Source organism: Nocardioides zhouii (assembly GCF_004137345.1).
Classification (GTDB): domain Bacteria; phylum Actinomycetota; class Actinomycetes; order Propionibacteriales; family Nocardioidaceae; genus Nocardioides; species Nocardioides zhouii.
On sequence record NZ_SDWV01000004.1, the window covers coordinates 231,014 to 256,001 of the forward strand.

Consider the following 24,988-nt stretch of genomic DNA (forward strand, 5'->3'; position numbering starts at 1 on the left):
CGGGCCTGATGGTTCTGGTCACCAGGTCCGACGTGACAGCTCAGGCGCGCCGCGCGCCGGCACGTGCCGGAACGACGATCGCGGCGAGGCCGCGGCCCCACTCGCGAGCTCGCTCGTGCTCCCCCGCACTCACGGGTCCCGTGATGCCCTCGACGTAGAAGCTCGCGCGATGCACGACATCGAAGTCCAGCTTCGCAAGTGCCCGCGCGGCACTGCGCGCCGCTGACCCCGGCAAGTGCCGGACCTTGGTCACTCGGGTGTCGAGCACCGCGACCGCGGGGCGGGGCGACGACGCAGGCAGGACGTCCCCCAGCGTCGCCAGCCACTCACGCAGGCCTGTTGCGGCATGGTCGGGGTGCGCGCCCTTCGCCACTGCCTCGGCACGGGACTCCGGCCTGCTGAGGGTGAACGCGTGCGTCGGCGCGGCCAGCACCAGGAGGTCGCAGCTGCTCAGTGCCTGCGCAGGAATCGAGGCCACACCGGCCAGCACGACCGTCGCTCCGGCCTCGACGAGCCCCGCGCGGACGTCCGCGGCGACCGACGCGGTGTTGCCGAACATCGACTCGAAGACGATGACTACGTTCATGGACCTGCCCTTCGTTGGGTGAGTGGTGGCCAGCCTTGCGGGCACGCGATCCGGGCCATAGAGGAATTGGGCACCCCAGGTCGGGACGGTCGCCTCTGTAGCGCGACATGAACGCGGTGGACGCTGGCCTGAGCCCAACACACGGAGGACCACATGACGACGAGCGACGTGAACAATGACCGGACGTTCGCGAAGCTGGACACGGACGAGTGCTGGAGGCTCGTGGGGGTTCACGGCGTGGGGCGCATCGTCTTCACCGGCGACACCTACACACGGGTGGTGCCGACGATCTACGACGCCGTAGGCGGTACGGCCTACTTCCGGGCACCGGTCTTCGGCGAGCTGGCTCGCCGCGCCGACGGCAACTGCGTCTCGTTGAACGTGGACAACCTCGAGCACAGCGACCTGACCGGGTGGTCGGTCCAGATGAGCGGCACAGCACACCGGGTGCAGGATGCCGCCACTGTGGCGTGGCTGTGGTCGTTCGGGCGCCCCCAGACGTGGTACCCGGGGCGGCAGACACAGTGGATCGCCCTCGAGGTCGACCAGGTACGCGGTCAACGCGTGCGGGACTGACGTGGCCGTGCGCCTGCGCGACGGCATGCGCGCAGCATGCGAGACCGGGTGAAGATCGTTTCCACGTCTCTCGTCCGGGCTGCACGCCGCCTGCGGCACCTCCTCCCCGTCGCCTCTGACCTCACCTCCCTGGGGCACCACCCACGACAGAACCTGGTCGCCGGCCTCACCGTTGCCATCGTCGCGCTCCCCTCGCCCTGGCCTTCGGCGCAGCGTCGGGGCTGGGCGCCCAGGCGGGGCTGATCACCGCGGTCGTGGCGGAAATCGTGGCCGCGGTCTTCGGCGGCTCCAACATCCAGGTGTCCGGTCCGACCAGTGCGATGACCGTGGTCCTCGTGCCGGTCGTGCACGAGCACGGCGTCCCCGGCGTCCTCATGGTGGGAATGCTCGCCGGCATCGCGCTCGTGGTCCTGGCCACCGCTCACGTCGGCCGCTATGTGCGTTACCTACCGGTCCCGGTCATCGAGGGCTTCACCGCCGGCATCGCCGTCGTCATCACCCTCCAGCAGGTTCCCGCAGCCCTGGGCGTCAGCGATGCCTCGGGCGACAAGGTCTGGGCGAGTGCCACGGACGCCGTGCAGCGCTTCTCCGCCCACCCACACCTCACTCCGCTGGTCGTCTCCTTGGCGGTGGCCGCATTGATGCTGATCGGTGGCAGGTGGCGTCCGCGCGTGCCCTCTCCCTCATCGGCGTGATGCTCGCGACTGCGGGCGTACTCGCCCTCGAGCTCGATCTGGCCACCCTCGGCCACCTGCCCTCCCGACTGCCTGCACCCTCGCTCGGCTTCCTCGACCTCTCCGCGGTGGGCACCCTCGGCACCGCCGCCCTCGCCATTGCTGCACTCGCCGCGCTCGAGAGCCTGCTCTGCGCGACGGTCGCAGACGCCATGACCGACGACGAGCACCACGACCCCGACCGCGAGCTCTTCGGGCAGGGCCTCGCCAACATCGTCGTGCCACTGTTCGGGGGGTGCCGGCGACGGCGGCGATCGCCCGTACAGCGGTCAGCGTCAGAGCCGGGGCCACGACCCGGCTGGCTGCCGTCACCCACTCGTTGGTGCTGCTCGCGCTGGTCTTCGTCGCCGCGCCGCTCGTGTCCAGCATTCCCCTGGCAGCCCTCGCCGGCGTCCTCTTCGCCACCTGCGTACGCATGGTGGGAGCAGGCGCCTTGGTGGCACTGCTCCGCTCGACCCGCTCGGATGCCCTCATCGTGGCCCTCACGTTCACCGTGACCGTCGCCCTGGACCTCGTGACAGCCGTCGGCGTGGGCGTCGCAGTGGCGGTCGTCCTGGCGCTGCGCACGGTCGCCCGGACCGCTCGACTCGAGCAGGTGCCGATCGACAGCGGGGACCACAGCGCCGAGGAGCACACCCTCCTGGAGGAGCACATCGTCGTCTACCGGATCGACGGGCCGCTCTTCCTCGGTGCCGCCCACCGGCTGCTCCTCGAGCTGCCGGACGTCGTCGAGGTCGACGTCGTCATCCTGCGGATGTCCCGGGTGACCACCCTCGACGCGACCGGGGCCACCGTCCTCGACGACGCGATCACCCGGCTCGAGCGTCGCGGCATCGTCGTGCTTCTCTCGGGGGTCGCGCCCGAGCACGAGGAGGTGCTGCGCTCGCTCGGCTCCGCCAGCGCACTGCGGGCCGCCGGCCACCTCCTGCCTGACACGCCCACGGCCATAGCGCCGGCACGCCAGCTGGTCACGCCGCCCGGAGGACCGAACGTCCCGGCTCCGGGGAGCGTCGGCCTCACCCGCGAGCGGTCACCCGCCACTCGCGGATCTCGGGGAGGTCCTCCATGTGCTCACGGACGTGCGCGGCGTGACGGTCCAGCTCGTGGCGGCACCAGGTGCGCAGCTCGTCGGCGCCGGGCAGGGTGGTGCGCGAGTTGTTGAGCGCGTCCATCACGAGGTGGAAGCGGGAGATCCGGTTGAGCACCGTCATGTCGAACGGCGTCGTCGTGGTGCCGTGCTCGATGAAACCACGGACGTGGAAGCGATCGGCGTCGGGGCGTCCGTGCACGAGCTGGTGCACTGCACCCGGGAAGCCGTGGAAGGCGAACACCACGTCCACGTCGTCGGTGAAGAGACGCGTGAACAGCTCGGACGACAGCCCGTGCGGATGGTCGGTGGGACGTGGCAGCACCATCAGGTCGACGACGTTGACCACCCGCGTACGGAGCTCCGGGAGGCGCTCCCGCAGGATCTGCGCCGCCGCCACGGTCTCCAGGGTCGGGGTGTCGCCCGCGCAGGCGAGCACGATGTCGGGCTCCTGCGCCCCGTCGGCGTTGCCGGCCCACTCCCAGGTGCCGGCGCCGGCCGCACAGTGGGCGGTCGCCTCGTCGATGGTGAGGTATTGCAGCTGCGGCTGCTTGTCGATCACGATCAGGTTGACGTAGTCCCTCGACCGGAGGCAGTGGTCCGCCACGGACAGCAGACAGTTGGCGTCCGGCGGCAGGTACACGCGCGTCACCTCGGCGCGGTGGTTCAGCATGACCCCGATCAGCCCCGGCCCCTGGTGCGAGAAGCCGTTGTGGTCGTTGCGCCAGGCGGTGGAGGTCAGCAGGACGTTCAGGCTGGGGACCGCCGCGCGCCACGGCAGCACGAGCGACTCCTCGAGCCACTTGCTGTGCTGGACGGTCTGCGAGGCACTCACCATCGCGAACGCCTCGTACGTCGCGAACACGCCGTGCCGCCCGGTCAGGGTGTAGCCCTCGAGCCATCCGTGGCAGTTGTGCTCGGAGAGCACCTCCATGACCCGTCCCTCGTGCGACAACCGCTCGTCGTCAGGCAGCAGGGACTCCATGAAGGCACGGTCCGACGCCGTCAGGACGTCGCCCAGCCTGTTGCTGTTGGTCTCGTCCGGACAGAAGAGGCGGAACGTCTCGGGGTTGTCGAGGTAGACGTCGCGGAGCATCTGCCCGAGGCGGCGCGTCGACTCCACCTGCTGGACTCCCGGCGTGACCAGCTCGACGGCGTACTGCCGGAAGTCGCGCAGCACCAGGCTCGGGGAGTCGTCACCGCCACCCGCATGTGGTGAGGCGCTCATCCGCAGGTCTCCGTCGGGAGTCACTCCCCCGGTCGTGGGCCTGCCGAGCTCGTCGAAGAGCTCGCTGGGCCGGTAGGACTTCATCCACTCCTCGAGCAGGGCCAGGTGCGCCGGGTTCTCACGCACGCCGGACAGGGGCACCTGGTGCGAGCGGAAGGTGCCCTCGATGGCGACTCCGTCGACCTCGTGTGGCCCGGTCCATCCCTTCGGGGTGCGCAGCACGATCATCGGCCAGCGCGGACGTTCTCCGTCCCAGGCGCCGGTTCTCGCCGACTGTTGGATGGTCCTGATCCGCTGCCAGCACTCGACCAGCGCTGCGGCGAACCGGTGGTGCATGCCGGGCAGGTCCGAGCCCTCGACCTCGACCACGTCGTAGCCGTGGCCGGCGAAGAGCGCCCGTACCTCTTCGGGTGGCTTGCGTCCCAGCACCGTGGGACCGCTGATCTTCGCGTCGTTGAGGTGCAGGACCGGCAGCACGGCACCGTCGCGAGCCGGGTTGAGGAACGAGATGCCCTTCCACGACCCTTCGAGCGGAGCCGTCTCTGCCTCGCCATCACCGACCACGGCTACGGCCAGGAGGTCGGGATTGTCCATCACGGCCCCGAAGGCGTGGACCAGCACGTAGCCCAGCTCCCCACCCTCGTGGATCGAGCCGGGAGTCGTGACCGACACGTGGCTGGGGATGCCACCGGGGGTCGAGAACTGTCGGAAGAGTCGCTGCATCCCCTCCGCGTCGCGGGTGACGTCGGGATAGATCTCCGTGTACGAGCCCTCCAGCCATGACGCGGCCACCAGCGCCGGGCCACCGTGGCCCGGCCCCGCGAGGTAGATGCACTGCTGCCCGGTCCGAGAGATCAGCCGCGAGACGTGCGCGTAGACGAACGCGAGTCCGGGGCTGGTGCCCCAGTGGCCGAGCAACCTCGGCTTGATGTGGTCAGCAGTCAGCGGCTCCAGCAGGAGCGCGTTCGCCCGCAGGTAGATCTGACCGACCGTGAGGTACATGCTCGCGCGCCACCAGGCGTCGAGGGCGGCCACCTCGTGCTCGTTCGGTGGGAGCAGCTCCATGTCGGGGCTGACGGTCAGAGTCATGCGGCGTCCTCACGATCGGAACCGGGCGGTGGGAGTGGGGCGGTCCAGCACAGTCGGGTGCCGGGGCCGGGACGTGCCGCCATCTCGAACGTGCCGTCCAGCGCCTCGGCGCGTGCGCGCAGGTTGGACAGGCCGCTCAGGACACTGCCTTCCACCATCCCCTTGCCGTCGTCCAGCACCTCGACCTCCACCTGCTTGGAGTCGGCCGCGACGAAGATCTCGACCCGCTCGGCAGAGGCGTGACGCCCGACGTTGGTCAGGGCCTCACGCACCACGGCGACCACGTCGTCGCGCAGCCCCCTCGTCACCAACAGGTCGATCGGCCCCCGGAAGCTCACCTCGGGCGGCCCGGGCAACGTCGCCGTGGCCGCGGTGATGACCTCCAGGATCATCGCGCGGGTCCCCACGGCCCGGTGGCGCGTCGCGTGGAGCCCGAAGATGGTGCTTCTGATCTGCCGGATCGTCGCGTCGATCTCGTCCACCTGGTCCGTCAGCCGGTCGAAGGCCACGCCCGGCCCCAGCATCGCGCACACGCTCTGGATGTTCAGCCCGGCCGCGAAGAGCCGCTGCACCACGTGGTCGTGGAGGTCTCGCGCAATCCGGTCCCGGTCCTCCAGCGATGCGGCCCGAGCGCGATCGAGACGGGCGTCGGCACGGTCGAGGGCCAAGGTTGCCTGACCGGCGAACGATGCCACGACGTCGAGGTCGAACTCGGTGAAGACAGACGCACCGTCGCTGCGGAGCACGAAGAGGCATCCCCGTACGCCGTCCCCTGCCGGCAGCGGCACGGCCATGGCCGGCCCGAGGTGCTCCGGTGACAGAAGAGTGGACATCGGAGCTGCGCCGAGCTGCTCGACGAGCTGGGGACGGCGGGACGCCAGGCACCGGTGCACGAGCGTGTCCGGGGGGAGCACGGATCCCAGCACCCGGCCACCGTTCCTGCCTGCGGCTCGGTCCACGACCAGCTCGGTGTCGGCCCGGCCCTCACCGTCGGCGACGACCACGGCGACCAGATCGGCGTCGGCGAGGCCGAGCACGGTCTCGGCGATGAGCTGCAGGGCGTCGACGTCGTCATTGGTCAGGAGGTCGCGCGTGATGCGACTGGTGGCAGCGGTCCACTGGCCACGACGCGTGGCCTCCTCGAACAGGCGGGCGTGCGAGATGGCCACCCCTGCCGTGGCGGCCAGCGCCTCGACGAGCTCCTGGTCAGCAGCGCTGAAGGCGTCGAACCTGAGGTCGGCCAGGTAGAGGTGGCCGAAGATCTCGTCTCGGACCTCCAGCGGCACGCCCAGGAAGCTGTTCATCGGGGGGTGGTGCGGCGGGAAACCCACCGAGCGCGCGTCGCCGCTCATGTCGGCCAGGCGCACCGGCCGGGGTTCGGCGATGAGAGTGCCGAGCAGGCCGAGCCCAGCAGGTGGTGATCCGATGCGCCGGACGGTCTCTGCGTCCATGCCGACGTGGATGAACTCGGCGAGCTTCCCGTCGCTCCCGAGCACACCGATCGCACCGAAGTCCGCGCCCACCAGATCCAGGGCCGCCTCGACGATCTGGCGCAGCGCGGTCGGGAGGTCAAGGTGTTCCACCGCAAGCCGGTTGGCTTCCAGCAGTCGCTGTAGTCGAAACTCAGGCATCGGTCTGCCCCCGATCAGGATCGGTGCACACGGGACTGGCGTCCTGGTCCGAATCTACAGTGGAACCTGATTGCATGCAATTGAGTTCATGCATTGTTCAGACGGACCGTGCCCCCGCACCCGTGCCTCCACGACAGGGACCGAGGTCAGGTGCCTGTGGGACCTCCGGCCCTATCTGTCACCGCACCGTGGACCAAGGGTGAGGGTGAAGGTCCGCGGTCGATGCCGTGCTCACTCGAGCCGGTCCCACGGTTGCCTTCCCACCAGAGGGGCACGTCATGAAGGCAGCCGTCGTCACCGCATTCTCACAACCGCTCGAGATCGTGGAGCGCGACATCCCCGTCGCCGGCGTCGGGCAGGTCCTGGTCCGGCTCGAGACCTGCGGGCTGTGCCACACCGACATCCATGCCGCTGGCGGGGACTGGCCGGTCCAGCCCGCCCTTCCCTTCGTCCCGGGCCACGAGGGCGTCGGGATCGTCGAGCAGCTCGGCGGAGGCGTCACGAGTCGTCGGGTCGGTGAGCGGGTCGCGATCGCCTGGCTCGGGTCCGCCTGCGGCGAGTGCGGCTATTGCATCGACGGTCGCGAGACGCTGTGCGAGGCCCAGACCAACAGCGGCTACTCCGTCGACGGAGCGTTCGCGGAGTACGCGGTTGCCCACGCGTCGTACGTCGTGCCGGTCCCCGACGGCATCAGCTCCCTGGACGCCGCGCCCCTCAGTTGCGCCGGCGTCACGACGTACAAGGCCATGAAGGTCGCCCGCATCGTCCCCACCGAGCGCGTCGGCGTCTTCGGCATCGGCGGGCTCGGCCACCTGGCCGTCCAGTACGCCGCGATCATGGGCGGATCGGTCGTGGCGATCGACATCTCGACCGAGAAGCTCGATCTCGCCCTGGAGCTCGGCGCCGCGCACGTCGTGGATGCCAGCCGGACCGACCCTGTGGTCGCGCTCCAGGCGCTCGGCGGGCTCGACGTGGCCGTCGTGCTCGCCGCGTCACCGCACGTGTTCGAGCAGGCGTTCGCGTCGCTGCGCCGCGGCGGCCGGCTCATCTGCGTAGGGCTGCCGGGTGATGCCGCCGCGATGAACATCCCGATCTTCGAGACGGTGCTCAAGGGCATCTCGGTCATCGGTTCGATCGTGGGCACGCGCCAGGACCTCGTCGAGGTCTTCGCGCTCCACGCCGCCGGTCGCACGAGGGTCGTGGCAGACACCCGCAGCATCGACGATGTCAACGAGGCGATCGCGGACGTGCTCTCCGGCAGTGTCACCGCGCGGTTGGTGTTCGAGTTCGTGCCCGTGGTGGCCGAGCCTCCCGTGACGGTCTGACGATGCCTGACCTGTCCGGGGAGTCCTACGTCGACCTCTTCTGGATGCCGCTCGGCGCCGGTGACACGACCGGTCTCATACGTCACAGCGGGCGCGCCTACGAGGCGCTGGCCGCCCGGCACGATCGGCGATCGCCTCGCGCCCTCTACCACTCCGCACTCGAGGTCGTCCTCCGCGGGACTCGCTACGTCATCGAGATGACCCCCACCTGGGGACTGCCCGCCGGCGACCGGGGAGTGGTCGCAGGCGGCGCCGTGGGGCTGCCACTTCTCGGCCGCTCGACGCTGTTCCACTACGAGGTGCACCGCTGGCGCGACGGCGTGATCCCCGACCTGATCACGGCCGTCGGCGGGGCCCGACGACTCAGCGACGACGAGGACCACGCGCGCCGCGTGCTCGACCTGGTCCCGGACTTCCCCGCCGGGACCTGGGGGCGCGACGAGCAGGACACCGGCGACATGTGGAACTCCAACTCGTTGACCTCCTGGCTCCTCGCCCGCAGCGGCCACGACGTCGGCACCGTTGCCCCGCCCGGAGACGGGCGCGCACCCGGCTGGTCGGCTGGACTCGCTGTCGCCTCGAGGCACCCGGGCGCGACGGCGCGCCATCCGGTCGCGCCGGTCCGACGTCGTGGGTGGCGGTCTCCGCACCCCAGCTGGCGGGCCACCGCCGCGGAGCGTGAGGCCCAGATGCCGGGCGACGAGCTCATCGCCACCGCGCGCTACCGCAGCACCCGCGCCGTCGACATCGCAGCGCCCGCAAGCACGGTGTGGCCGTGGCTGGTGCAGATGGGACAGGGTCGCGGCGGGCTGTACAGCTATGACTGGCTGGAGAACCTGCTCGGGCTGCACATGCACAGCGCCCATCGGGTCGAACCGCACCTCCAGCACCTGGAGGTCGGTGACCGGATCCGCCTCGTCCCCGAGGGCACGGAGCCGCCGCTCCGCTTCACCGTGGCGCGTATCGAGCCGCCTCATGTGCTGGTCTGGGGTTCCGAGGGGACGCTGGCGGCCGCGGTCGCGGCCGGCCTGCCGCATCCGTGCTGGACCTTCCAGGCGGTCGATCAGCCGTCAGGAGGCTCTCGGCTGCTCGTCAGGTTCCAGTGCGACTTCGACCCGACGCCCATGGGGTCGGCCATGTACAAGTACGGCTTGACCCCTGTGCACCTCGTGATGGAGCGCAAGATGCTGCTCGGCATCAAGGCGCGCGCCGAGGGCGCCCGATGACGGCCCCGACGATCACCGGCTCTGCGCCGCCGGGCGTGAGCAGACGAGCGCAGCCCCTCCTGATCCTGGGCGCATCGGCGATCTTCTTCCCGTTGGTCTACCTGGTCTCCGACTTCGTCGAGGTCGCCCAGGGCGACTTCTCCACCCTCCGGCACAGCCTGACGTACGCCGGGGAGGCCGGCTTCCCGTTAATCGTCGCAGGACTGTGCGCCCTGCTCCACGACCGCTTGCCGTGGTGGGGGCTGATCGGGGGGATTGCCTACGCCTACTCCTTCGTCTTCTTCACGAGCACCGTCGTGTGGGCGATCGTGGCGCAGACACCGAACTGGGAGGTGCTCAGCTCCGACTTCGGGTGGTGGATGACGGTGCACGGTGCCGTCATCGTGGTGGGTGGTGTCGCCTTCGGACTGGGCGTGGCCCGGCTCGACAGCGACGACCTGCCAGCGTGGACCGGATACGCGCTGGCCCTCGGCGTCGTCCTGGTGGCAGAGCATCCGGCATGGGCAACGTCGAGCGGACGATCGCGGCCGCCGTGCCGGACGTCGCGTTCGTCGCCACGGGCATCACCCTCGTACGCCGTGCAAGGACGCATGTCGCGCCGTAGTCCGGGAGACCTCGAGTTGCTCAGCACGAGCATCCCGACACCTGCAATCTGTTTCAGGTATCGTGGGACGCAATGAGCACCCAGTGGACCTTCCTCAGCAACCACGGCAAGGCGCTGCTGTGCATCGCCCGCGATCCGGGTGCACGCCTCAGGGACATCGCGCAGACGGTCGCGATCACGGAACGCCGAGCGCACGACATCGTGACCGACCTGGCGTCCGCCGGCTATGTCGTGAAGGCGAAGGAGGGCAGGCGCAACCGCTACACGATCCAGACCCACCTGCCCCTCCCTGAGGGGTCAGGGTCGAATCGCACCGTCGGCGAGCTGCTGGACCTCCTCGCCGGCACCGACGACCAGCGATGACGCTCTCCCCCCGTGCCTGACGCGGGCGTGGTGGCCGACGTGGTCGATCACCACACGCGTGCGGTCGGCGAGGTCGTGGCGTCACTGGGCAGTGACGACTCGCGCGGACTCAGCGAGTCGGTCGCCGGACGACGACTCGAGGCCGACGGACCGAACACGCTTCCACCGGCGCACGGCGACTCGCTCCTGCGGCGGGTGCTGCTGCAGTTCCACAATCCGTTGATCTACGTCCTCCTCGCAGCCGCCGCCGCCACGCTGCTGCTGGGTGAGTACGTCGACGCCTCCGTCATCCTGGCTGTGGTCCTGGTGAATGCGCTCGTGGGCTTCGTCCAGGAGTCGAAGGCGCTGGCCGCGCTCGACAGCCTCCGTTCGATGGCGCGCGGCGAGGCTCGCGTGGTGCGCGACGGTGTCGTCCGCACGGTCCTCTCGGACGAGCTCGTCGCGGGCGACCTCGTGGCCGTCGAGCCGGGCGAGAAGGTGCCGGCCGACCTCCGCCTGGTCGAGTCGACCGAGCTGCTCGTCGACGAGTCCAGCCTGACCGGTGAGTCGACCTCGGTGGCGAAGAACGACGACGTACTGGCCGAGGCGACCAGGGTCGCGGACCGCCACAACATGCTCTACGCCGGCACCCTGGTGCGGTCGGGCGCCGGTCACGGCGTCGTCGTGGCAACGGCCGAGCGCACGGAGCTGGGCGGCATCCACCGACTGGTCAGCGGAGCGACCGTGCTCGCCACTCCCCTGACCAGCAAGCTGACACGGTTCAGCTCGCTGCTGACCGTGGTGATCGTCGGCCTGGCGGCACTGGCATTCGCGGTGGGTCTCATCCGGGGGGAGAGCGCCGCCCCGATGTTCACCGCTGCCGTCGCGCTCGCCGTGGGAGCCATCCCCGAGGGGCTGCCGGCCGCTGTGACGATCACGTTGGCCATCGGCGTGAAGCGCATGGTCAGGCGGCGGGCCGTGGTCCGACGCCTCCCGGCCGTCGAGACCCTCGGCAGCACCACCGTGATCTGCACCGACAAGACAGGCACCCTCACGACGAACGAGATGACGGTGCGCCACATCTGGACACCGGAGGGCGAGCTCGAGGTGACGGGCGTCGGTTACGAGCCCGCGGGTCTGCTGGTCCACGACGGCGTGGCGGTCGACGTCGCAGACAACCGCGCGCTGTGGTGGTCCCTCGCCGGGGGCTCGGCGTGCAACGACGCCAGCGTCAGCCTGGACGGCGACCAGTGGGTGATCTCGGGCGATCCGACCGAGGCGGCGATGGTGGTCGTCGCGCTGAAGACGCAGGTCGCTGAAGAGGCCGAGAAGGACCTCGTCCGAGTCGCCACCATCCCGTTCGACTCGCGTCGCCAGTACATGGCCACCTTGCACCGCGCCACCTCCGGTGGACGCCATCTCGCTCTCGCCAAGGGCGCGGTCGAGCGGGTGACCGAGCTGTGCTCGGGCTGGATGATGGCCGACGGCACGGTCGAGCCGCTGGACAGGTCTCGGGTCGAAGAAGCCGTGGGCGCCCTGGCCGCACGCGGTCTTCGAGTGCTGGCCACGGCAGTTGCGGCCGAGATCGATCCTGCGGACTTCACAGCTGACGGCCTCGACCAGCGTCTGGTGCTGACCGGGCTGCAGGCGATGCTGGACCCGCCGCGGGCGTCGGTGACGTCGGCCATCGCCGCCTGCCACGCGGCCGGGATCGAGGTCAAGATGATCACCGGTGACCACGCGACCACCGCCTCCGCCATCGCCAACGAGCTCGGGCTCGACCACCGACCGCCACACGAGCGACGCGTCCTCACCGGCGCCGAGCTCACCGACCTGCCCCACGAGGCGTACGACGATGCCGTGGCCGCCACCGGCGTCTTCGCGCGCGTGTCCCCCGAGGAGAAGCTCCGGCTCGTCGAGTCCCTCCAGTCCAGGGGACACGTCGTGGCCATGACGGGTGACGGAGTCAACGACGCACCGGCGCTCCGCACCGCCGACATCGGGATCGCCATGGGCCGTGGAGGCACGGATGTCGCCAAGGACGCGGCCGACATGGTCCTGGTCGACGACGACTTCGCCACGATCGAGGCCGCCGTCGAGGAGGGTCGGGGGGTCTTCGACAACCTCACGAAGTTCATCGTGTGGACCCTGCCGACCAACATGGGCGAGGGACTCGTGATCCTCGTGGCGATCCTCCTGGGGTCGACCCTCCCGATCCTTCCGACACAGATCCTGTGGATCAACATGACCACGGCGGTCGTGCTGGGGCTGATGCTGGCGTTCGAGCCGCGGGAGCCCGGAATCATGAGGCGCCCACCTCGCGCGCCCGACCGCCCTCTCCTCACCACGACGCTGGTCTGGCGTACGGCACTGGTCGCCGGCCTGCTGGTGACCGGGGCCTGGTGGATCTTCGCCACCGAGCAGTCCCGAGGCGCCGGACTGCCCGAGGCCCGCACAGCAGCAGTCAACCTCTTCGTCGCCGTGCAGATCGTCTATCTCTACAGCTGCCGGTCACTCACGGGCGCCTCGTGGCGCCTCGGGCTCCTGAGCAACCGCTGGATCATCGGTGGCGTCCTGGTGCAGGTCGGCGCGCAGGCCGCGCTGACCTATCTGCCGATCATGAACCAAGTCTTCGGAACGGCACCGATCGAGGCTGTGGCCTGGATCCGGATCCTGGCCGCGGTGGCCGTGATCGCGGTCGTCGTCGTCGCAGACAAGTACGTCGCACTCAGGCGCCTGAGTCGCATCCGCGACGGCGGCGTCTGACGGACGGGACGGCAGCTGATCACCGCACCACCATGACGTCGCACCCGGCATGGGCAATGACACTCTCGGTGAGTGAGTGGCTGCTGTCGAGTGGGTCGGAACCCAGGACCACCAGGTCACACCACGCGGACGCGCGCAGGATCGCTCCCGCCGGCTCCGCGTTCTCCAGTCGAGTGGCGGGCACCGACCCCTCCGACACCACCTCGAGAGCACGCCGGACGGCGGCCGCCTGGGCCCTACGAGCACTCCACCGGGCTTCGTTGAAGTGTCCTGGGACCTCGTGGACGAAGGCGGCGCGGTGCGAGGGCCAGACGGTCAGGACCTCGACGGACATGTCTCCGCGAGCCGCGTGCCGGAAGGCCCACACGAGCGCCTTCACTGCTGACTCGGAGTCATCGACAGCGACCAGGCAGGTCCGCCCTGTCCCGGTGGGAACTCCGCGGCGTGGGAGCCCCTCGCCGCTAGGCACGGTTGATCGCCGCCAGGATGTTCAGTCGGGTGGCCCGGATCGACGGAGCAACCGCGGCGAGGACGCCGACCAGCACGGACGCACCCAGCATGAGCACGACGAGGCCCCACGGGATGCCCAGCGTGCGCAAGCCTTGGGCTTCGAGTCCCCGTTGGAGCGCGATGCCGAGCCCCAGGCCGAGCACAGTGCCCAGCACCGCCCCGAAGGCGGCCGTGGCGATCGCCTCGACGGTGATCATGGCCCCCAGCTGCCGCCTCTGGAGCCCGACCGCACGGAGCAGACCGATCTCCCGAGTGCGTTCGAGCACGGAGAGCGCCAGCGTGTTCACGATGCCAAGCACGGCGATCACCACGCTGAAGAGCAGCAGGACGTAGAGGAGGTTGAGCAGGTTGTCGATGGCGGTGCCCTCCGCGGTCGCGAACTCGGAGGCGTTCATCACCGAGACGACGAGGTACGGGCTGACGATGGCATCCAGGTCCTCGCGCAGCTGTGCCTGGTCGGCTCCTCCCACGGCCGCGACGTAGACCTGGAGGTCTGTCTGCATGTCCGACGGCACGGCGTCCTCGTAGAGACCCCGACTCACGATCACGTGGGTGCCGAACGCCTGACTGTCCTCGTAGATCCCTCCGACGACCAGGTCGTGGGCGCCCAGCGTGCCGACAGTTGCCGGCAGCACGTCACCCACCTCCCACCTGTTGTCCGAAGCGGTGGTGCGATCCACCAGGACCCGGTCCCCCTCCATCGAGTCGAGACGGCCCTCAGCCATCGAGACGGTGAAGTTCTCGGGCATCGATGCGGCCTCGACAGCGGCCGCAGTCGTGCTGAAGTCACCGATCGTCACGGGCACCAGGCCGACGGCTGCCACCGAGCTGACCTCGGACAGCTTGCTGGCCTCCGTCGCCACTTGCGGTGGCACGGGCGACTGTCCGCCGCTGAGGACGAAGTCGGACGTGAGCTCACTGCTCACTCCCTCGGTGATGCTGGCCTTGACGCTCTGGGCGAGCACCGAGATGCCGGCAACGAGGGCGAGTCCGATCATCAGCGCGCTCGCCGTGGCTGCCGTGCGGCGCGGGACCCGCAGCGCGTTCTGGCGCGCCAGCCTGGCCACGACACCACTCACGACCACGAACGGCCACACCACGGCACGTACGACGGGACGGGCGAACAGGGGTGCGCCGACAAGCATCCCCATCACAGCGACGAACGACCCGATGCCCGCAGCCACCCAGGGGACGTCCTCGCGGGTGACGGCAAGGCCGAGGAGCCCGACCCCGACGCCCAGGAGCACGGCGCCCGAGATTCCCCGGCGCCGCAGGCCCTTCTGCGCGATGGGCGTGTCACCACGCATCGCTGCCACGGGCGCCGTACGCGCCGCTCGGCGCGCCGGGAGGATTGCCGACGCCATGGTCACGAGTGTGCCGACGGCGAGGCTGATGAGCAGGGTCGATGAGGTGACCGGAAGGCTGGTGCCGATGTCGACACCGAGCAGCCCCGCGATCGCCAGCTTCGCTCCCTGCGCGACCAGGACCCCCAGGCCCATGCCGAGGATCGAACCTACGACGCCCACGACTGCGGCCTCGCCCAGCACGGATCGCAGCACTTGGCCGCGAGAGGCACCGAGCGCACGCAGGAGTGCCAGCTCACGCGCCCGCTGACCGATCAGCATGCTGAAGGTGTTGCCGATGATGAAGGCGCCCACGAAAAGCGCCACTCCGGCGAAGACGAGCAGGAACGTGGTGAAGAAACCGAGGCCCTGCTGGACGGACGACTCGTTCTCGGCGTCGACCGTCGCACCGGTGACAACCTCGATTCCTCGCGGAACGACCTCGGCGACGGATGCCCTGAGCTCGGCCTGGCTGACTCCGTCCGCCGCGGTGATCGTGAACGACGGAACAGTGCCATCGCGGGCGAAGCTGTGGATCGCTGATGCTTCGTCCACCAGCACCGCCGTGGCGCCGAAGAGCACACCGAACTCGACCTCGCCCGTGATCACGACGTGGCGGGTCTCTCCGCCGATGACTGCGCGGGTGCGATCTCCCACCTCGAGCCCGCCCTTGTCGAGGGTGACGGTCTCGACCACGACCTCACCTGCACCGACCGGCCCGCGACCCTTGATGAGCGTGAATGCGGGGTCGTCGTCGGAGAAGGCGAAGCCCAGTCCGGGTGCTCCGCTGTTGCGTACGGCAGTGCCGTCGCTCCCGGCGATGATGGCGACGCCCCTGAGGTCCGGTGAGACACGTGCGGCGCCGGGGACCGCCGACAGCGAGTCGACCAGGTCGAGTGGCAGGCGCGCACGAGCGCCGTCACCACCGGCGATCTCGGTGCCCCGGACGGCGACATCGAGGCCTGCCGACGAGCCGGCAACCAAGCCGCTGATGGCTCGGTCGAAGCTGTCCCGGAGCACGAAGGTCCCAGTGACGAAGGAGACCCCGAGCATGACGGCCGCGGCCGTGAGCAGCAGGCGGACTAGGTGGCCCTGGATCCCGCGCAGCGTGACGCGCCACATGTCAGGCCTCCGCGCGGGGTCGGTCGAGCTCCTGGATGCGCTCCAGCACGACCGCCATGGTGGGCTTGACGATGTCGTCGACGATGGCACCGTCCACGAGGAAGACGACGCGATCGGCGTACGACGCCGCCGACGGATCGTGCGTGACCATCACGATGGTCTGGCCGAAGTCGTCGACCGAGGCGCGGAGGAACGCCAGGATCTCTGCACTCGCGCGTGAGTCGAGGTTGCCGGTCGGCTCGTCAGCGAAGACGATCGCCGGACGACTGAGCAGTGCCCGGGCGCACGCGACGCGCTGCTGCTGACCACCGGACAGCTCGTCGGGGCGGTGTGCCAGTCGGTCCCGGATGCCGAGGGTGTCGACCACCGTGTCGAACCACTCCGCGTCCACGCGCCGGCCCGCGATGTCCATCGGCAGGGTGATGTTCTCCTGCGCGGTCAAGGTGGGGACGAGGTTGTAGGCCTGGAAGACGAACCCCAGCCGGTCGCGACGCAGGCGCGTCAGCGCCTTGTCCTTGAGGTGCGTGATGTCGGTGCCGTCGATGATGACCGTCCCGGCGGTCGGAGTGTCGAGCGCTGCCATGCAGTGCATCAGTGTCGACTTCCCCGATCCCGACGGCCCCATGATGGCGGTGAGCTGCCCGCTGGCGAACTCGACAGTCACGTCGCCCAGCGCGGTCACCAGCGCCCCGCCCTCGCCGTAGGTCTTGCTCAGCCCGATGGCCTGGGCCGCGATCGCACGGTCGTCGCGATCGGTGGACGCCTGCGTCCGCTCGGCGACGTGGGCGGCGGTCATGCCGTACGCCCCGAGGTGCCGTTGCTCAAGGCGACGGGCACGGCAGGGGAGGACACCGGCGCAGAGCCGTTGGTTGCGCCGGCAGCCTCAGCCTCGCGGGCGATGAAGGAGCCGAGCTCGGCGATGGTGGTCATGATCGGGGCCGGGAAGACCACCGTGGTGTTCTTGTCCACGCCGATCTCGACCAGGCTCTGCAGGTTGCGCAGCTGGAGCGCGAGCGGGTGGGCCATCATCGTGTCGGACGCCTCACCGAGTGCGGCCGCTGCGAGGGACTCACCTTCGGCATTGATGATCTTCGCGCGCTTCTCCCGCTCGGCCTCGGCCTGCCGGGCCATCGCACGCTTCATGGACTCAGGAAGCTGGATGTCCTTCAGCTCGACGAGGGTGACCTCGACCCCCCACTCGACGGTGGTGACGTCCAGGATCTCGCGGATGTCGAGGTTAATGCGGTCGGTCTCCGAGAGGGTCTCGTCGAGCGTGTGCTGGCCGACGACCTTGCGCAGGGTGGTTTGGGCGATCTGGTCGATGGCGGCTCGGACGTTCTCGATCGCCACGACCGACATCACGGTGTCGACCACGCGGTAGTAGGCAACGGCTGACACATCGACGCTGACGTTGTCGCGGGTGATGATGCCCTGCGACTGGATCGGCATCGTGACGATGCGACGGGAGACCTGATGCATCACGTCGATGAGCGGGATGATGAAGCGAAGCCCGGGTTCTCTCGGTTCCTGGACGCGGCCCAGTCGCAGCACGACGCCTTGCTCGTACTGCTTGACGACCCTGACCGCGAGGAGCAGCCCGAGGACGGAGAGGGCGAGAAGAACCGCCAGGACGATGCCGAGAGTAGTCATCGGAGTTGCTCCCTATTGATGTGTCGTGCGCGTTGTTGCCGTGCTTCCACGGGACCACGAGGACACCGGCCCGCCACAGTGCCGAAGGTCCCCGCAAGTCGGCAGACGGCCCGGACCACACGGCGGGCCCAGCGGTCAGCGCATCGGACGGATCGGGCGGATCGGACGGATCGGGCGGATCGGCCCGGCGTCGGACTCGGCGCGCACCTTGATGCCGCGCAGCATCCTGCGAAGCATGGCGAAGTCGCCGAATTCCATGAGGATGACGCCGAGAACTGCCGTGCCCGGGTGCGACCAGTCGTAGCTGGTCCGGATGCGCGTGACCAAGCGGGTTCGGTCGTGGATGGTGGGCGTCAGCTTCCACGACCACGAGGTGTCGGACTTCGCCCAGAGAAGCCAGTCGTCGACCGCGAAGGAGTGGACCTTCAGCGCAGTTCGCTCAGACGGCGTCGGAGACATCGGCACCCACTGCCCGATCTCGAGGCGCTGGAGGCCGGGAACCAGCTCCGTCGCGCTGGGATGCCCGAGGTTGTCGAGCAGGTCGTTGCTGTACCAGCCGGCGCGGAGACAGCCGACCTGCACGAGCCACGGCCAGACGGCCTCGGGCGGGGCATCGATGGTGATCGCCCTGGTCGCGCGGAACTGCGCCGTCGGGACGAGCATGTCGCCGGGGAGTGATGCGGATACCTCGGCCGGGGTGGCACCCCAGTGCAGGTGCCACCGGCGGTAGAGCGGTGACGTGAGGAAGATCGGGAGGTCCCGAACGACATCGCCGACCTGTCCGACCAGCTCAGCACGTCGGGTGCTCATCGCAGGTCACCAGCCTCACGAACAGGTCGACGTACTGAGCCAGGTGGCGATCGGGAAGGTACTCCGATCGCACGCGCTCATGAGCCGCCTGCCCGAGCCGTGCCGCCAGGTCGTCGTCAGAGAGGAGGTGGTGCAGCACCGCGGCGAATGCGTCCAGGTCACAGGGGTCGGGCACCTGGAGGCCGTCGACCCCGTCGGTGATCTGGTCCCGGATACCGCCCACCATGCTCGCCACCACCGGCTTGGACTTCCACATGGCTTCGGTCGCGGTGAGGCCGAACCCCTCGACCAGGCTCTTCTGGACGATCACGTGAGCGTGGCGCTGGAGCGCGTTGATCACGATGGCGTTCTCGTCCGGGTCGTCCATGGGCACGGACGCCAGGTGGACGCGTGACTGCACGTACGCCGGAAGGGCGTGCCACTGCCGCCGACACTCGTCGAGCACCTCAGCGCCCTCCGGGTCGTCGGACACCCCGGCCACGGCCGGTCCCACCAGCATGAGGTGTGTGTCCCCCGGTCCATGCCTGCGCAGCATCGTGGCGAAACCGGTCATCACGCCGGACATGTCCTTGAGGCGGTCCCACCGACTGACCTGCACCACGAGGCGCGCGTCGTGGGGAGGCGCCGGGCCGTCGAGCACGAGGCCGCCGGTGGCAGCACGGAGCCGGACCGTGCCCTGGGTGCCATCGCGACGATCGAAGGTCACCCGCCCGGACGGCACGATGCCGGTGACCAGCCCGACGGTGGCCAGGAGGTTGTCGACGGCGTCCGCGGACGGCGTGAGGTTCTTGGCGGAGAACGGGTCGACCGAGGGGGCGATGACGGCGACTCGTGCAGGGTCTGTCCACTCGGGGGCGTACGCGAGCCGGGAGAACACCAGGACCTCCGCCGGCTCGATCATCGGGCGCAGGAAATCCCATGCGAGATCTGTCATCTCGTTCGAGTCATCGCGCCCCACGTGGCACCTCCACGCGACATGGACACCTGCGCGGCGCAGACCCGACGCGAGGCCGGCCGTCTGTGGATCGTGGAGCAGGACGATGTCACGAGGTGCGAGCTGGGGCAGGATCTGCCGCAGGTTCGTTTCGAGGACGGCGCTGTAGTGCGCGCGTTCGGCGTCACCGAGCCGGCCGCCGTCACCCGGCGCGCCGTGGAGCATGTTGTGCACCCGCTTGGTGATCGTGAAGAACGCGGCATCGGCGTCGAGCACGAGCCACCGGTTGTCCACCCCCGCTCCGTTGCCGTAGGCGAGCAACGTCTGCAGCATCTCGGCCACGCCCCCTCCGTGGGCCGTCGCGTTCACGTGCCAGATGGTGCGGTCGCTGAGGACAGCACGAGCGCGGGCTGCGCTCGCCTCGAGCGCTGCGGCTCGATCGGGAGCGAGCATCGCGCCCAGCTGCTCGAGCGGGACTGCTCTGACGTCGACCTCGATCATGAGCTACCCCTGGTCCGGGAGGAGCTCAGCGGCGGGCGACTGCCGTCGACGGTCGAAGCGGGGCGGGTCGACATCAGACCACGTCCCGTCGCTGGACGGCGACCAGCCCGAGGCCCGCCGGGACCAGTGCCCATGCGGTGATGGCCACCAAGGCAGCCCCGAGGCTGACGGCAGCGTCGACCCCGGAGATCACGGCGAAGAGCGTCGGCGGGATCCAGGACCCGGCTTCAGCAACCAGCTGCGCGGCCAGCGGCGGAATCACGAACAGCACCAGCACGGCGACCGTGACCGCACCGCCCACGTTGCGGATGATCGACCCGAGCCCGGCACCCAGGACGGCGCCGATGGCTCCGGCGAATGTGGTGGCGGCGAGGAGCCGGACGAGGTCGCCGGTCGACACCAGGAACGCGAACTCGGTGCTCGGCAACGCGAGGGCGACCCCGGCGATGACGAGAACCTGGCCGGCGCCTGCCAACGTCGCTCCGGTCAGCAGCACGGCGCTCAACTGAGCGAGAACCGCCCGATAGCGCTTCGGGGACGTCAGGAACATCGGCACCACGGTGTCGTGCCCGTACTCCCGAGCGACGGCAATCGCCCCGAAGAGGCTGGTGCCGATCATGGCGTTGGAGGCGAACGCCATCAGCGATCGCTGGTCCTCGGCGGTGGCGATGAAGGCCTTACTGCCGTCCATGTCGGTGGCGAACGCGACGACTGCGGCGTCCAGGCCGGCCACGACGACCAACACCATGAGGAAACCCCAGGGCAGCTTCGTGGTGCCGAGCTTGCGGATCTCTCCTCGGATGAGTCGTAGCGTGGTCATACCGGTACGGCCGTCCTCTCGTTCTCGTGGACGGAACCCCGTGACTCGGCGGCGCTGTCATCGGTCGTCCAGTCCAGGAAGAGATCCTCGAGCGAACCGGCCTGGGGGGTCAGCTCATGCAGGGCGATGCCGGCGGCCAGGGCTCGATCACCGATCTCGCTGATCGCCAGCCCACGTACGACAAGCTCGCCCTCGCCACCGGTATGCACCAACGCACCGGCCGCTCTGAGCATCATCGTGAGCCGATCGGCTCCAAGGGTGCGCACCGACGTACCCGCCTGCCGCAGGGCGGACAGCTCGCCCGTGACGACGAGCCGCCCATGGTTGAGCACGACGACCTCGTCGGCCAGGTGCTCGACCTCGGCCAGCAGGTGGCTGGAGACCAGCACCGTGCCGCCTTCCGCGGCGCGCTGTCTCAGCAGGTCGCGGAGCCAGCGGACGCCCTGCGGATCCAGCCCGTTGCCAGGCTCATCGAGGACGAGCACCGGTGGATCCCCCAGCAGGGCCGCTGCCAGGCCGAGCCGCTGACGCATCCCCAGGGAGTACCCGCCCACGTGTCGGTCGGCGGCGTGCGTCAGCTCGACGGCGTCCAGCATGTGCGAGATGCGGCGAGGATCGATGCCGGCTCCGTCAGCGAGGACACGCAGGTGGTTGCGTCCACTGCGTCCGGGGTGGAAGGCATTGGGTTCGAGGACCACGCCGACGGAGCGGGCGGGATCCGCCATGTCGCGGTACCGCTTCCCGCCGATCGTGGCGTGACCGTGGTCCGGCTTGACCAGGTCGAGCAGGATCTTCATCGCCGTGGACTTGCCCGCGCCGTTCGGTCCCAGGAAGCCCGTCACCCGCCCGGGCAGGACGGTGAACGTCAGGTCGTCCACCACGACCTCATGGCGATAGCGCTTGGTGACGTTCTCGAACTCAAGCGTGTGCATGACGAGCTCCTCGTGGACGTGCGCCGGTGTGAGACATGCGGATCTGGGTTCCGGCCGTCCCGTCGACCACGTCACCGGTGGAAGCGAGCGAGCCGATGGCGGCGTGCATGCCGGTGTTCTCGACGAATCGGCAGGCGGCCGAGACCTTCGGCCCCATCGAGCCGTCCGGGAAGCTCCTGGACCGGAGCAGGTCGGGCGTGACCCGACGCATGAGTCGTTGCTGCGCGGTGCCGTAGTCGGCGTAGACCCCGTCGACGTCGGTCAGCATGACCAGCAGGTCAGCCTCCAGCGCCGTCGCAACGATCGCGGCGACGAAGTCCTTGTCGACGACGGCCTCGACCCCGGCGAGCCCGTGGTGTCCGGCGACGACGGGGACACCGCCGCCGCCGGCGAGCACCACCGTGGTGCCGATCGCGAGCAGGGCGCGTGCCGTGTCGAGCTCGACGATGCCCAGCGGCTGGGGCGAAGCGACGACGCGACGCCACCCCGCGCCGTCGCGACGTACGTCCCAGCCGTTGGCGCGGGCCAGCTCGTGTGCGCGCTGGCGGTCGTAGACGGTCCCGACGAACTTGGTGGGATTGCCGAAGGCCGGGTCGGCCGCGTCCACCAAGGTCTGTGTCACCAGGGTCACGACCGGGGTCGCCAACCCCGCGTTGCGCAGGCCCTGCTGGAGCCAGTACCCGATGACACCCTGCGTCTCCGCGACGAGGTCGCTGAAGGGGTACGGGTGCGTGAGCACCGGGTCGGCGGCGCTCTCGAGAGCGAGCATTCCCACCTGGGGGCCGTTGCCGTGGACAAGGACGAGCTCGTGCTCGTTCGCGATCTCGGCCAGGGCCGGAGCCGCTTCCGCCACGTGCTCGAGCTGGATGGCGGAGTCCGGACTCTCGCCTCGCCGCAGCAGGGCGTTGCCGCCGAGGGCCACGACGATCCTCATCGGGTGTCGCCCAGGGTCGCGACCATGACGGCCTTGATGGTGTGCATCCGGTTCTCCGCCTGGTCGAAGACGATCGACGCCGCCGACTCGAACACCTCATCGGTGACCTCGAGGGCAGTGAGGCCGGTCGAACCGAAGAGCTCCTCGCCCACCTCCGTGCCGCGGTCGTGGAACGCCGGCAGGCAGTGCATGAACTTCACATCGGGGTTTCCGGTGCCCCTCAACATCTCAGTGGTCACCTGGTAGGGCGACAGCAGCGCGATCCTGTCGGTCCAGGCCTCGACCGGCTCGCCCATCGAGACCCAGACGTCGGTGTAGACGAAGTCCGCGCCCTCCGTCCCGCGTGCGATGTCGTCGGTCACGAGGATGCGCGCGCCCGTCGACTCCGCGATGCCCCGCGCTGCCTTCACGACGTCCTCGTCGTTGCCCAGCGACCCGGGAGCGACCATCCGGACGTCCATGCCGAGCATCGCACCGGCGACGAGGAGTGAGTTCGCGGTGTTGTCCCGCGCGTCACCGACGAAGGCGAAGGTGATCTGGTCGTCGGGCTTCGACGAGTGCTCGCGCATGGTGAGCATGTCGCAGAGCGACTGCGTGGGGTGCCACTCGTCGGTCAGCCCGTTCCACACGGGCACGCCGGAGAAGGTGGCGAGGGTCTCGGCCGTCGCCTGGCTGAAGCCGCGGTACTCGATGCCGTCGTACATCCGTCCCAGCACACGTGCGGTGTCGGCCGCTGACTCCTTGTGACCCATGTGGGAACCCGCCGGATCCAGGTAGGTCACGTGTGCGCCCTGATCGTGCGCAGCGACCTCGAACGCGCATCTCGTGCGGGTCGAGGCCTTTTCGAAGATCAGCGCGATGTTCTTGCCGCGCAGGTGCTGTTGCTCGGTCCTGCTGCGCTTGGCGGACTTGAGCTGGGCGGACAGGTCCAGAAGTGTGCGCCACTCGTCGGGGGTCAGGTCCAGCTCCTTGAGGAAGCTGCGACCCCGCAAGGTCGTCGCGGTCATGCGGACACCGCCTCGCGCTCGATGGGGCAGGTCATGCACCGGGGCCCACCACGTCCTCGTCCGAGCTCCTCGCCCACCACGGGGACGACCCTGATCCCTTGGTCAGCGAGGTAGGCGTTGGTCGCGACGTTGCGTTCGTACCCGAGGATCACGCCCGGTGCGACGGCGAGGAAGTTGTTCCCGTCGTCCCACTGCTCACGCGCGGCGCCCATCTTGTCGATGGGTGTCTTGAGGATGCGCAGGTCGTCGACGCCGAGCACCTCTGCGACGACCGGGAACAGCTCGGAGTTCTCCTCGATCTTGAAGTCACCGCCGTCCCCCATCGCCTTCAACGTGAACGAGCGCAGCTCCGCGGGCAGGAACGGATAGACGCAGAATGCGTCGCGATCGATCATGGTCATGACCGTGTCGAGGTGCATGAAGGCTCGCTCCTTCGGCAGCTCGACCACGATCACGGTGTCGACGTTGCCGGACTGGAAGAGGCTGCGCGAGAGGATCTCGACCCCCTGTGGGGTCGACCGCTCCCCCATGCCGATCATCACGGCGCGGTTGCCGATGACCGTGATGTCACCACCCTCCACCGTGGCGGTGTCGTGCGCCGATGAATCGTTGCCGTAGAGGTAGTTCATCTGGGTAGCGGCGAACATCGGGTGGAAGTTGTAGACCACACGCGAGTTGATCGTCTCCCGCTGCCGTGCGGGCTTGGCCATCGGGTTGACCGACACACCGTCGTAGATCCACGCGGAGTTGTCGCGCTGGAAGAGGTGGTTGGGCAGCGGCCGCAGCAGGAAGTCGTCAGGGGCGAGGTACTCCATCAGCAGGCTCGGGGCATGAAGGAGCGCGGCCACGTCGCGCTTGAGCACCCCGCCGATCAGGAGACTGGCAAGGATGGGCGCCGGCGTCGAAGCCACCAGCTCGTCGAGCGGCGCGTCCAGGGCCGGCCCGAAGCGTGTGGCGGTCGTCAGGCGCTCCTGGAGGAACGTCCGCGCGCCGGTTTGGTCGAGCGCCTCGGCCAGGAGCGTCTCGAACTCGTGCACCAGGACGCCGCCCGCCTCCAGCTGACCGACGAAGGCGGCATGCTCCAGCCGCGCGCGGTCGGCCCATATGACGTCGTCGAACAGGAGCTCCTCGACGTTGGCAGGCGTGAGCCGGGTGAGCTCGAGACCGGGGCGGTGGACGATGGCCTGCTTGAGCAGTCCGACTTCGGAATCGACGTGGAACGACATGGGTG

21 protein-coding genes and 1 pseudogene are annotated in these 24,988 nt (G+C 69.4%); 8 read left to right on the plus strand and 14 right to left on the minus strand.

The window, feature by feature from the left end:
- Window positions 1-40 precede the first annotated feature (40 nt).
- Complete coding sequence (locus tag EUA94_RS05815; RefSeq protein ID WP_129425605.1) at window positions 41-586, minus strand: flavodoxin family protein; 546 nt, start codon at window positions 584-586, stop codon at window positions 41-43.
- Between the two features lie 153 nt (window positions 587-739).
- Here EUA94_RS05815 and EUA94_RS05820 point away from each other — a divergent pair, with 153 nt between their 5' ends.
- From EUA94_RS05820 to EUA94_RS22890, 3 genes and pseudogenes are all read left to right on the plus strand, one after another.
- On the plus strand, window positions 740-1,162 hold the full coding sequence (locus EUA94_RS05820) for a pyridoxamine 5'-phosphate oxidase family protein (RefSeq protein ID WP_129425607.1): 423 nt from the start codon (window positions 740-742) through the stop codon (window positions 1,160-1,162).
- A 242-nt stretch (window positions 1,163-1,404) separates the two neighbouring features.
- Window positions 1,405-1,857 carry a SulP family inorganic anion transporter gene (locus tag EUA94_RS22885; protein WP_277986085.1) on the plus strand — a complete coding sequence of 151 codons (453 nt, stop codon included), beginning with the start codon at window positions 1,405-1,407 and terminating at the stop codon, window positions 1,855-1,857.
- A pseudogene (locus tag EUA94_RS22890) lies at window positions 1,857-2,776 on the plus strand (SulP family inorganic anion transporter); the annotation flags it as partial. The gene EUA94_RS22885 and the pseudogene EUA94_RS22890, both read left to right, overlap by 1 nt.
- 136 nt (window positions 2,777-2,912) lie before the next feature.
- On the opposite strand, the gene EUA94_RS05830 reads toward EUA94_RS22890, so the two are convergent.
- Window positions 2,913-5,300 (minus strand): phosphoketolase family protein, encoded by a 2,388-nt coding sequence (locus EUA94_RS05830; protein WP_129425609.1) that lies wholly within the window; start codon window positions 5,298-5,300, stop codon window positions 2,913-2,915.
- Window positions 5,297-6,883 carry a sensor histidine kinase gene (locus tag EUA94_RS05835; RefSeq protein WP_165356817.1) on the minus strand — a complete coding sequence of 529 codons (1,587 nt, stop codon included), beginning with the start codon at window positions 6,881-6,883 and terminating at the stop codon, window positions 5,297-5,299. Before EUA94_RS05835 ends, EUA94_RS05830 begins: the two co-directional genes overlap by 4 nt.
- A gap of 326 nt (window positions 6,884-7,209) precedes the next feature.
- Between EUA94_RS05835 and EUA94_RS05840 the strand changes: the two genes are divergently transcribed.
- From EUA94_RS05840 to EUA94_RS05860, 5 genes are read left to right on the plus strand one after another with little or no spacing between them, the layout of a single operon-like run.
- Window positions 7,210-8,256 carry an alcohol dehydrogenase catalytic domain-containing protein gene (locus EUA94_RS05840; protein ID WP_129425613.1) on the plus strand — a complete coding sequence of 349 codons (1,047 nt, stop codon included), beginning with the start codon at window positions 7,210-7,212 and terminating at the stop codon, window positions 8,254-8,256.
- Between the two features lie 2 nt (window positions 8,257-8,258).
- Window positions 8,259-9,482, plus strand: coding sequence for an SRPBCC family protein (locus tag EUA94_RS22400; protein WP_207210416.1), 1,224 nt, complete (start codon window positions 8,259-8,261; stop codon window positions 9,480-9,482).
- Window positions 9,479-10,162: a hypothetical protein gene (locus EUA94_RS05850; protein WP_129425615.1), complete on the plus strand. Its 684-nt coding sequence runs from the start codon at window positions 9,479-9,481 to the stop codon at window positions 10,160-10,162. The genes EUA94_RS22400 and EUA94_RS05850 overlap by 4 nt, the downstream gene beginning before the upstream one ends.
- The gene (locus EUA94_RS05855) at window positions 10,159-10,449 is read left to right on the plus strand and encodes a helix-turn-helix transcriptional regulator (protein ID WP_129425617.1); all 291 of its coding nucleotides are present in this window, start codon (window positions 10,159-10,161) and stop codon (window positions 10,447-10,449) included. The genes EUA94_RS05850 and EUA94_RS05855 overlap by 4 nt, the downstream gene beginning before the upstream one ends.
- Before the next feature lie 12 nt (window positions 10,450-10,461).
- Window positions 10,462-13,194 (plus strand): HAD-IC family P-type ATPase, encoded by a 2,733-nt coding sequence (locus EUA94_RS05860; protein WP_207210417.1) that lies wholly within the window; start codon window positions 10,462-10,464, stop codon window positions 13,192-13,194.
- A 19-nt stretch (window positions 13,195-13,213) separates the two neighbouring features.
- On the opposite strand, the gene EUA94_RS23095 is transcribed toward EUA94_RS05860, so the two are convergent.
- The 11 genes from EUA94_RS23095 to EUA94_RS05915 all read right to left on the minus strand — a co-directional run bounded on the left by EUA94_RS23095 (window position 13,214) and on the right by EUA94_RS05915 (window position 24,983).
- Window positions 13,214-13,663, minus strand: a complete 450-nt coding sequence (locus tag EUA94_RS23095; RefSeq protein WP_129425619.1) for a universal stress protein — start codon at window positions 13,661-13,663, stop codon at window positions 13,214-13,216.
- Window positions 13,656-16,169 carry an ABC transporter permease gene (locus tag EUA94_RS05870; protein ID WP_129425621.1) on the minus strand — a complete coding sequence of 838 codons (2,514 nt, stop codon included), beginning with the start codon at window positions 16,167-16,169 and terminating at the stop codon, window positions 13,656-13,658. Before EUA94_RS05870 ends, EUA94_RS23095 begins: the two co-directional genes overlap by 8 nt.
- 1 nt (window position 16,170) lies before the next feature.
- Complete coding sequence (locus EUA94_RS05875; RefSeq protein WP_129425623.1) at window positions 16,171-16,965, minus strand: ABC transporter ATP-binding protein; 795 nt, start codon at window positions 16,963-16,965, stop codon at window positions 16,171-16,173.
- Window positions 16,962-17,819, minus strand: a complete 858-nt coding sequence (locus EUA94_RS05880) for a slipin family protein (RefSeq protein WP_129425625.1) — start codon at window positions 17,817-17,819, stop codon at window positions 16,962-16,964. The genes EUA94_RS05875 and EUA94_RS05880 overlap by 4 nt, the downstream gene beginning before the upstream one ends.
- A gap of 135 nt (window positions 17,820-17,954) precedes the next feature.
- On the minus strand, window positions 17,955-18,629 hold the full coding sequence (locus EUA94_RS05885) for a hypothetical protein (RefSeq protein ID WP_207210418.1): 675 nt from the start codon (window positions 18,627-18,629) through the stop codon (window positions 17,955-17,957).
- Window positions 18,610-20,064, minus strand: coding sequence for a glycosyltransferase (locus EUA94_RS05890; RefSeq protein ID WP_129425627.1), 1,455 nt, complete (start codon window positions 20,062-20,064; stop codon window positions 18,610-18,612). The genes EUA94_RS05885 and EUA94_RS05890 overlap by 20 nt, the downstream gene beginning before the upstream one ends.
- 73 nt (window positions 20,065-20,137) lie before the next feature.
- Entirely contained in the window at window positions 20,138-20,884 is a 747-nt protein-coding gene (locus EUA94_RS05895; protein WP_129425629.1) for a hypothetical protein, read from the minus strand.
- On the minus strand, window positions 20,881-21,816 hold the full coding sequence (locus EUA94_RS05900) for an ABC transporter ATP-binding protein (RefSeq protein WP_129425631.1): 936 nt from the start codon (window positions 21,814-21,816) through the stop codon (window positions 20,881-20,883). The genes EUA94_RS05895 and EUA94_RS05900 overlap by 4 nt, the downstream gene beginning before the upstream one ends.
- Window positions 21,803-22,750 (minus strand): carbamate kinase, encoded by a 948-nt coding sequence (locus EUA94_RS05905; RefSeq protein ID WP_129425633.1) that lies wholly within the window; start codon window positions 22,748-22,750, stop codon window positions 21,803-21,805. Before EUA94_RS05905 ends, EUA94_RS05900 begins: the two co-directional genes overlap by 14 nt.
- A complete protein-coding gene (gene argF / locus EUA94_RS05910; RefSeq protein WP_129425635.1) occupies window positions 22,747-23,757 on the minus strand; it encodes an ornithine carbamoyltransferase in 1,011 nt (336 codons plus the stop codon). Before argF ends, EUA94_RS05905 begins: the two co-directional genes overlap by 4 nt.
- Complete coding sequence (locus EUA94_RS05915) at window positions 23,754-24,983, minus strand: arginine deiminase (RefSeq protein ID WP_129425637.1); 1,230 nt, start codon at window positions 24,981-24,983, stop codon at window positions 23,754-23,756. Before EUA94_RS05915 ends, argF begins: the two co-directional genes overlap by 4 nt.
- Window positions 24,984-24,988 lie beyond the last annotated feature (5 nt).

What these genes read in the sequence shown, in the direction of transcription:
- EUA94_RS05900 (WP_129425631.1), bottom strand. Translation starts at nt 21,816, where the DNA reads ATGCACACGCTTGAGTTCGAGAACGTCACCAAGCGCTATCGCCATGAG.
- EUA94_RS05875 (WP_129425623.1), bottom strand. Translation starts at nt 16,965, where the DNA reads ATGACCGCCGCCCACGTCGCCGAGCGGACGCAGGCGTCCACCGATCGC.
- EUA94_RS05890 (WP_129425627.1), bottom strand. Translation starts at nt 20,064, where the DNA reads ATGATCGAGGTCGACGTCAGAGCAGTCCCGCTCGAGCAGCTGGGCGCG.
- EUA94_RS05840 (WP_129425613.1), top strand. Translation starts at nt 7,210, where the DNA reads ATGAAGGCAGCCGTCGTCACCGCATTCTCACAACCGCTCGAGATCGTG.
- EUA94_RS05905 (WP_129425633.1), bottom strand. Translation starts at nt 22,750, where the DNA reads ATGAGGATCGTCGTGGCCCTCGGCGGCAACGCCCTGCTGCGGCGAGGC.
- EUA94_RS05880 (WP_129425625.1), bottom strand. Translation starts at nt 17,819, where the DNA reads ATGACTACTCTCGGCATCGTCCTGGCGGTTCTTCTCGCCCTCTCCGTC.
- EUA94_RS05915 (WP_129425637.1), bottom strand. Translation starts at nt 24,983, where the DNA reads ATGTCGTTCCACGTCGATTCCGAAGTCGGACTGCTCAAGCAGGCCATC.
- EUA94_RS05895 (WP_129425629.1), bottom strand. Translation starts at nt 20,884, where the DNA reads ATGACCACGCTACGACTCATCCGAGGAGAGATCCGCAAGCTCGGCACC.
- EUA94_RS05850 (WP_129425615.1), top strand. Translation starts at nt 9,479, where the DNA reads ATGACGGCCCCGACGATCACCGGCTCTGCGCCGCCGGGCGTGAGCAGA.
- EUA94_RS05855 (WP_129425617.1), top strand. Translation starts at nt 10,159, where the DNA reads ATGAGCACCCAGTGGACCTTCCTCAGCAACCACGGCAAGGCGCTGCTG.
- EUA94_RS05870 (WP_129425621.1), bottom strand. Translation starts at nt 16,169, where the DNA reads ATGTGGCGCGTCACGCTGCGCGGGATCCAGGGCCACCTAGTCCGCCTG.
- EUA94_RS05885 (WP_207210418.1), bottom strand. Translation starts at nt 18,629, where the DNA reads ATGAGCACCCGACGTGCTGAGCTGGTCGGACAGGTCGGCGATGTCGTT.
- EUA94_RS22400 (WP_207210416.1), top strand. Translation starts at nt 8,259, where the DNA reads ATGCCTGACCTGTCCGGGGAGTCCTACGTCGACCTCTTCTGGATGCCG.
- EUA94_RS05815 (WP_129425605.1), bottom strand. Translation starts at nt 586, where the DNA reads ATGAACGTAGTCATCGTCTTCGAGTCGATGTTCGGCAACACCGCGTCG.
- EUA94_RS05830 (WP_129425609.1), bottom strand. Translation starts at nt 5,300, where the DNA reads ATGACTCTGACCGTCAGCCCCGACATGGAGCTGCTCCCACCGAACGAG.
- EUA94_RS05820 (WP_129425607.1), top strand. Translation starts at nt 740, where the DNA reads ATGACGACGAGCGACGTGAACAATGACCGGACGTTCGCGAAGCTGGAC.
- argF (WP_129425635.1), bottom strand. Translation starts at nt 23,757, where the DNA reads ATGACCGCGACGACCTTGCGGGGTCGCAGCTTCCTCAAGGAGCTGGAC.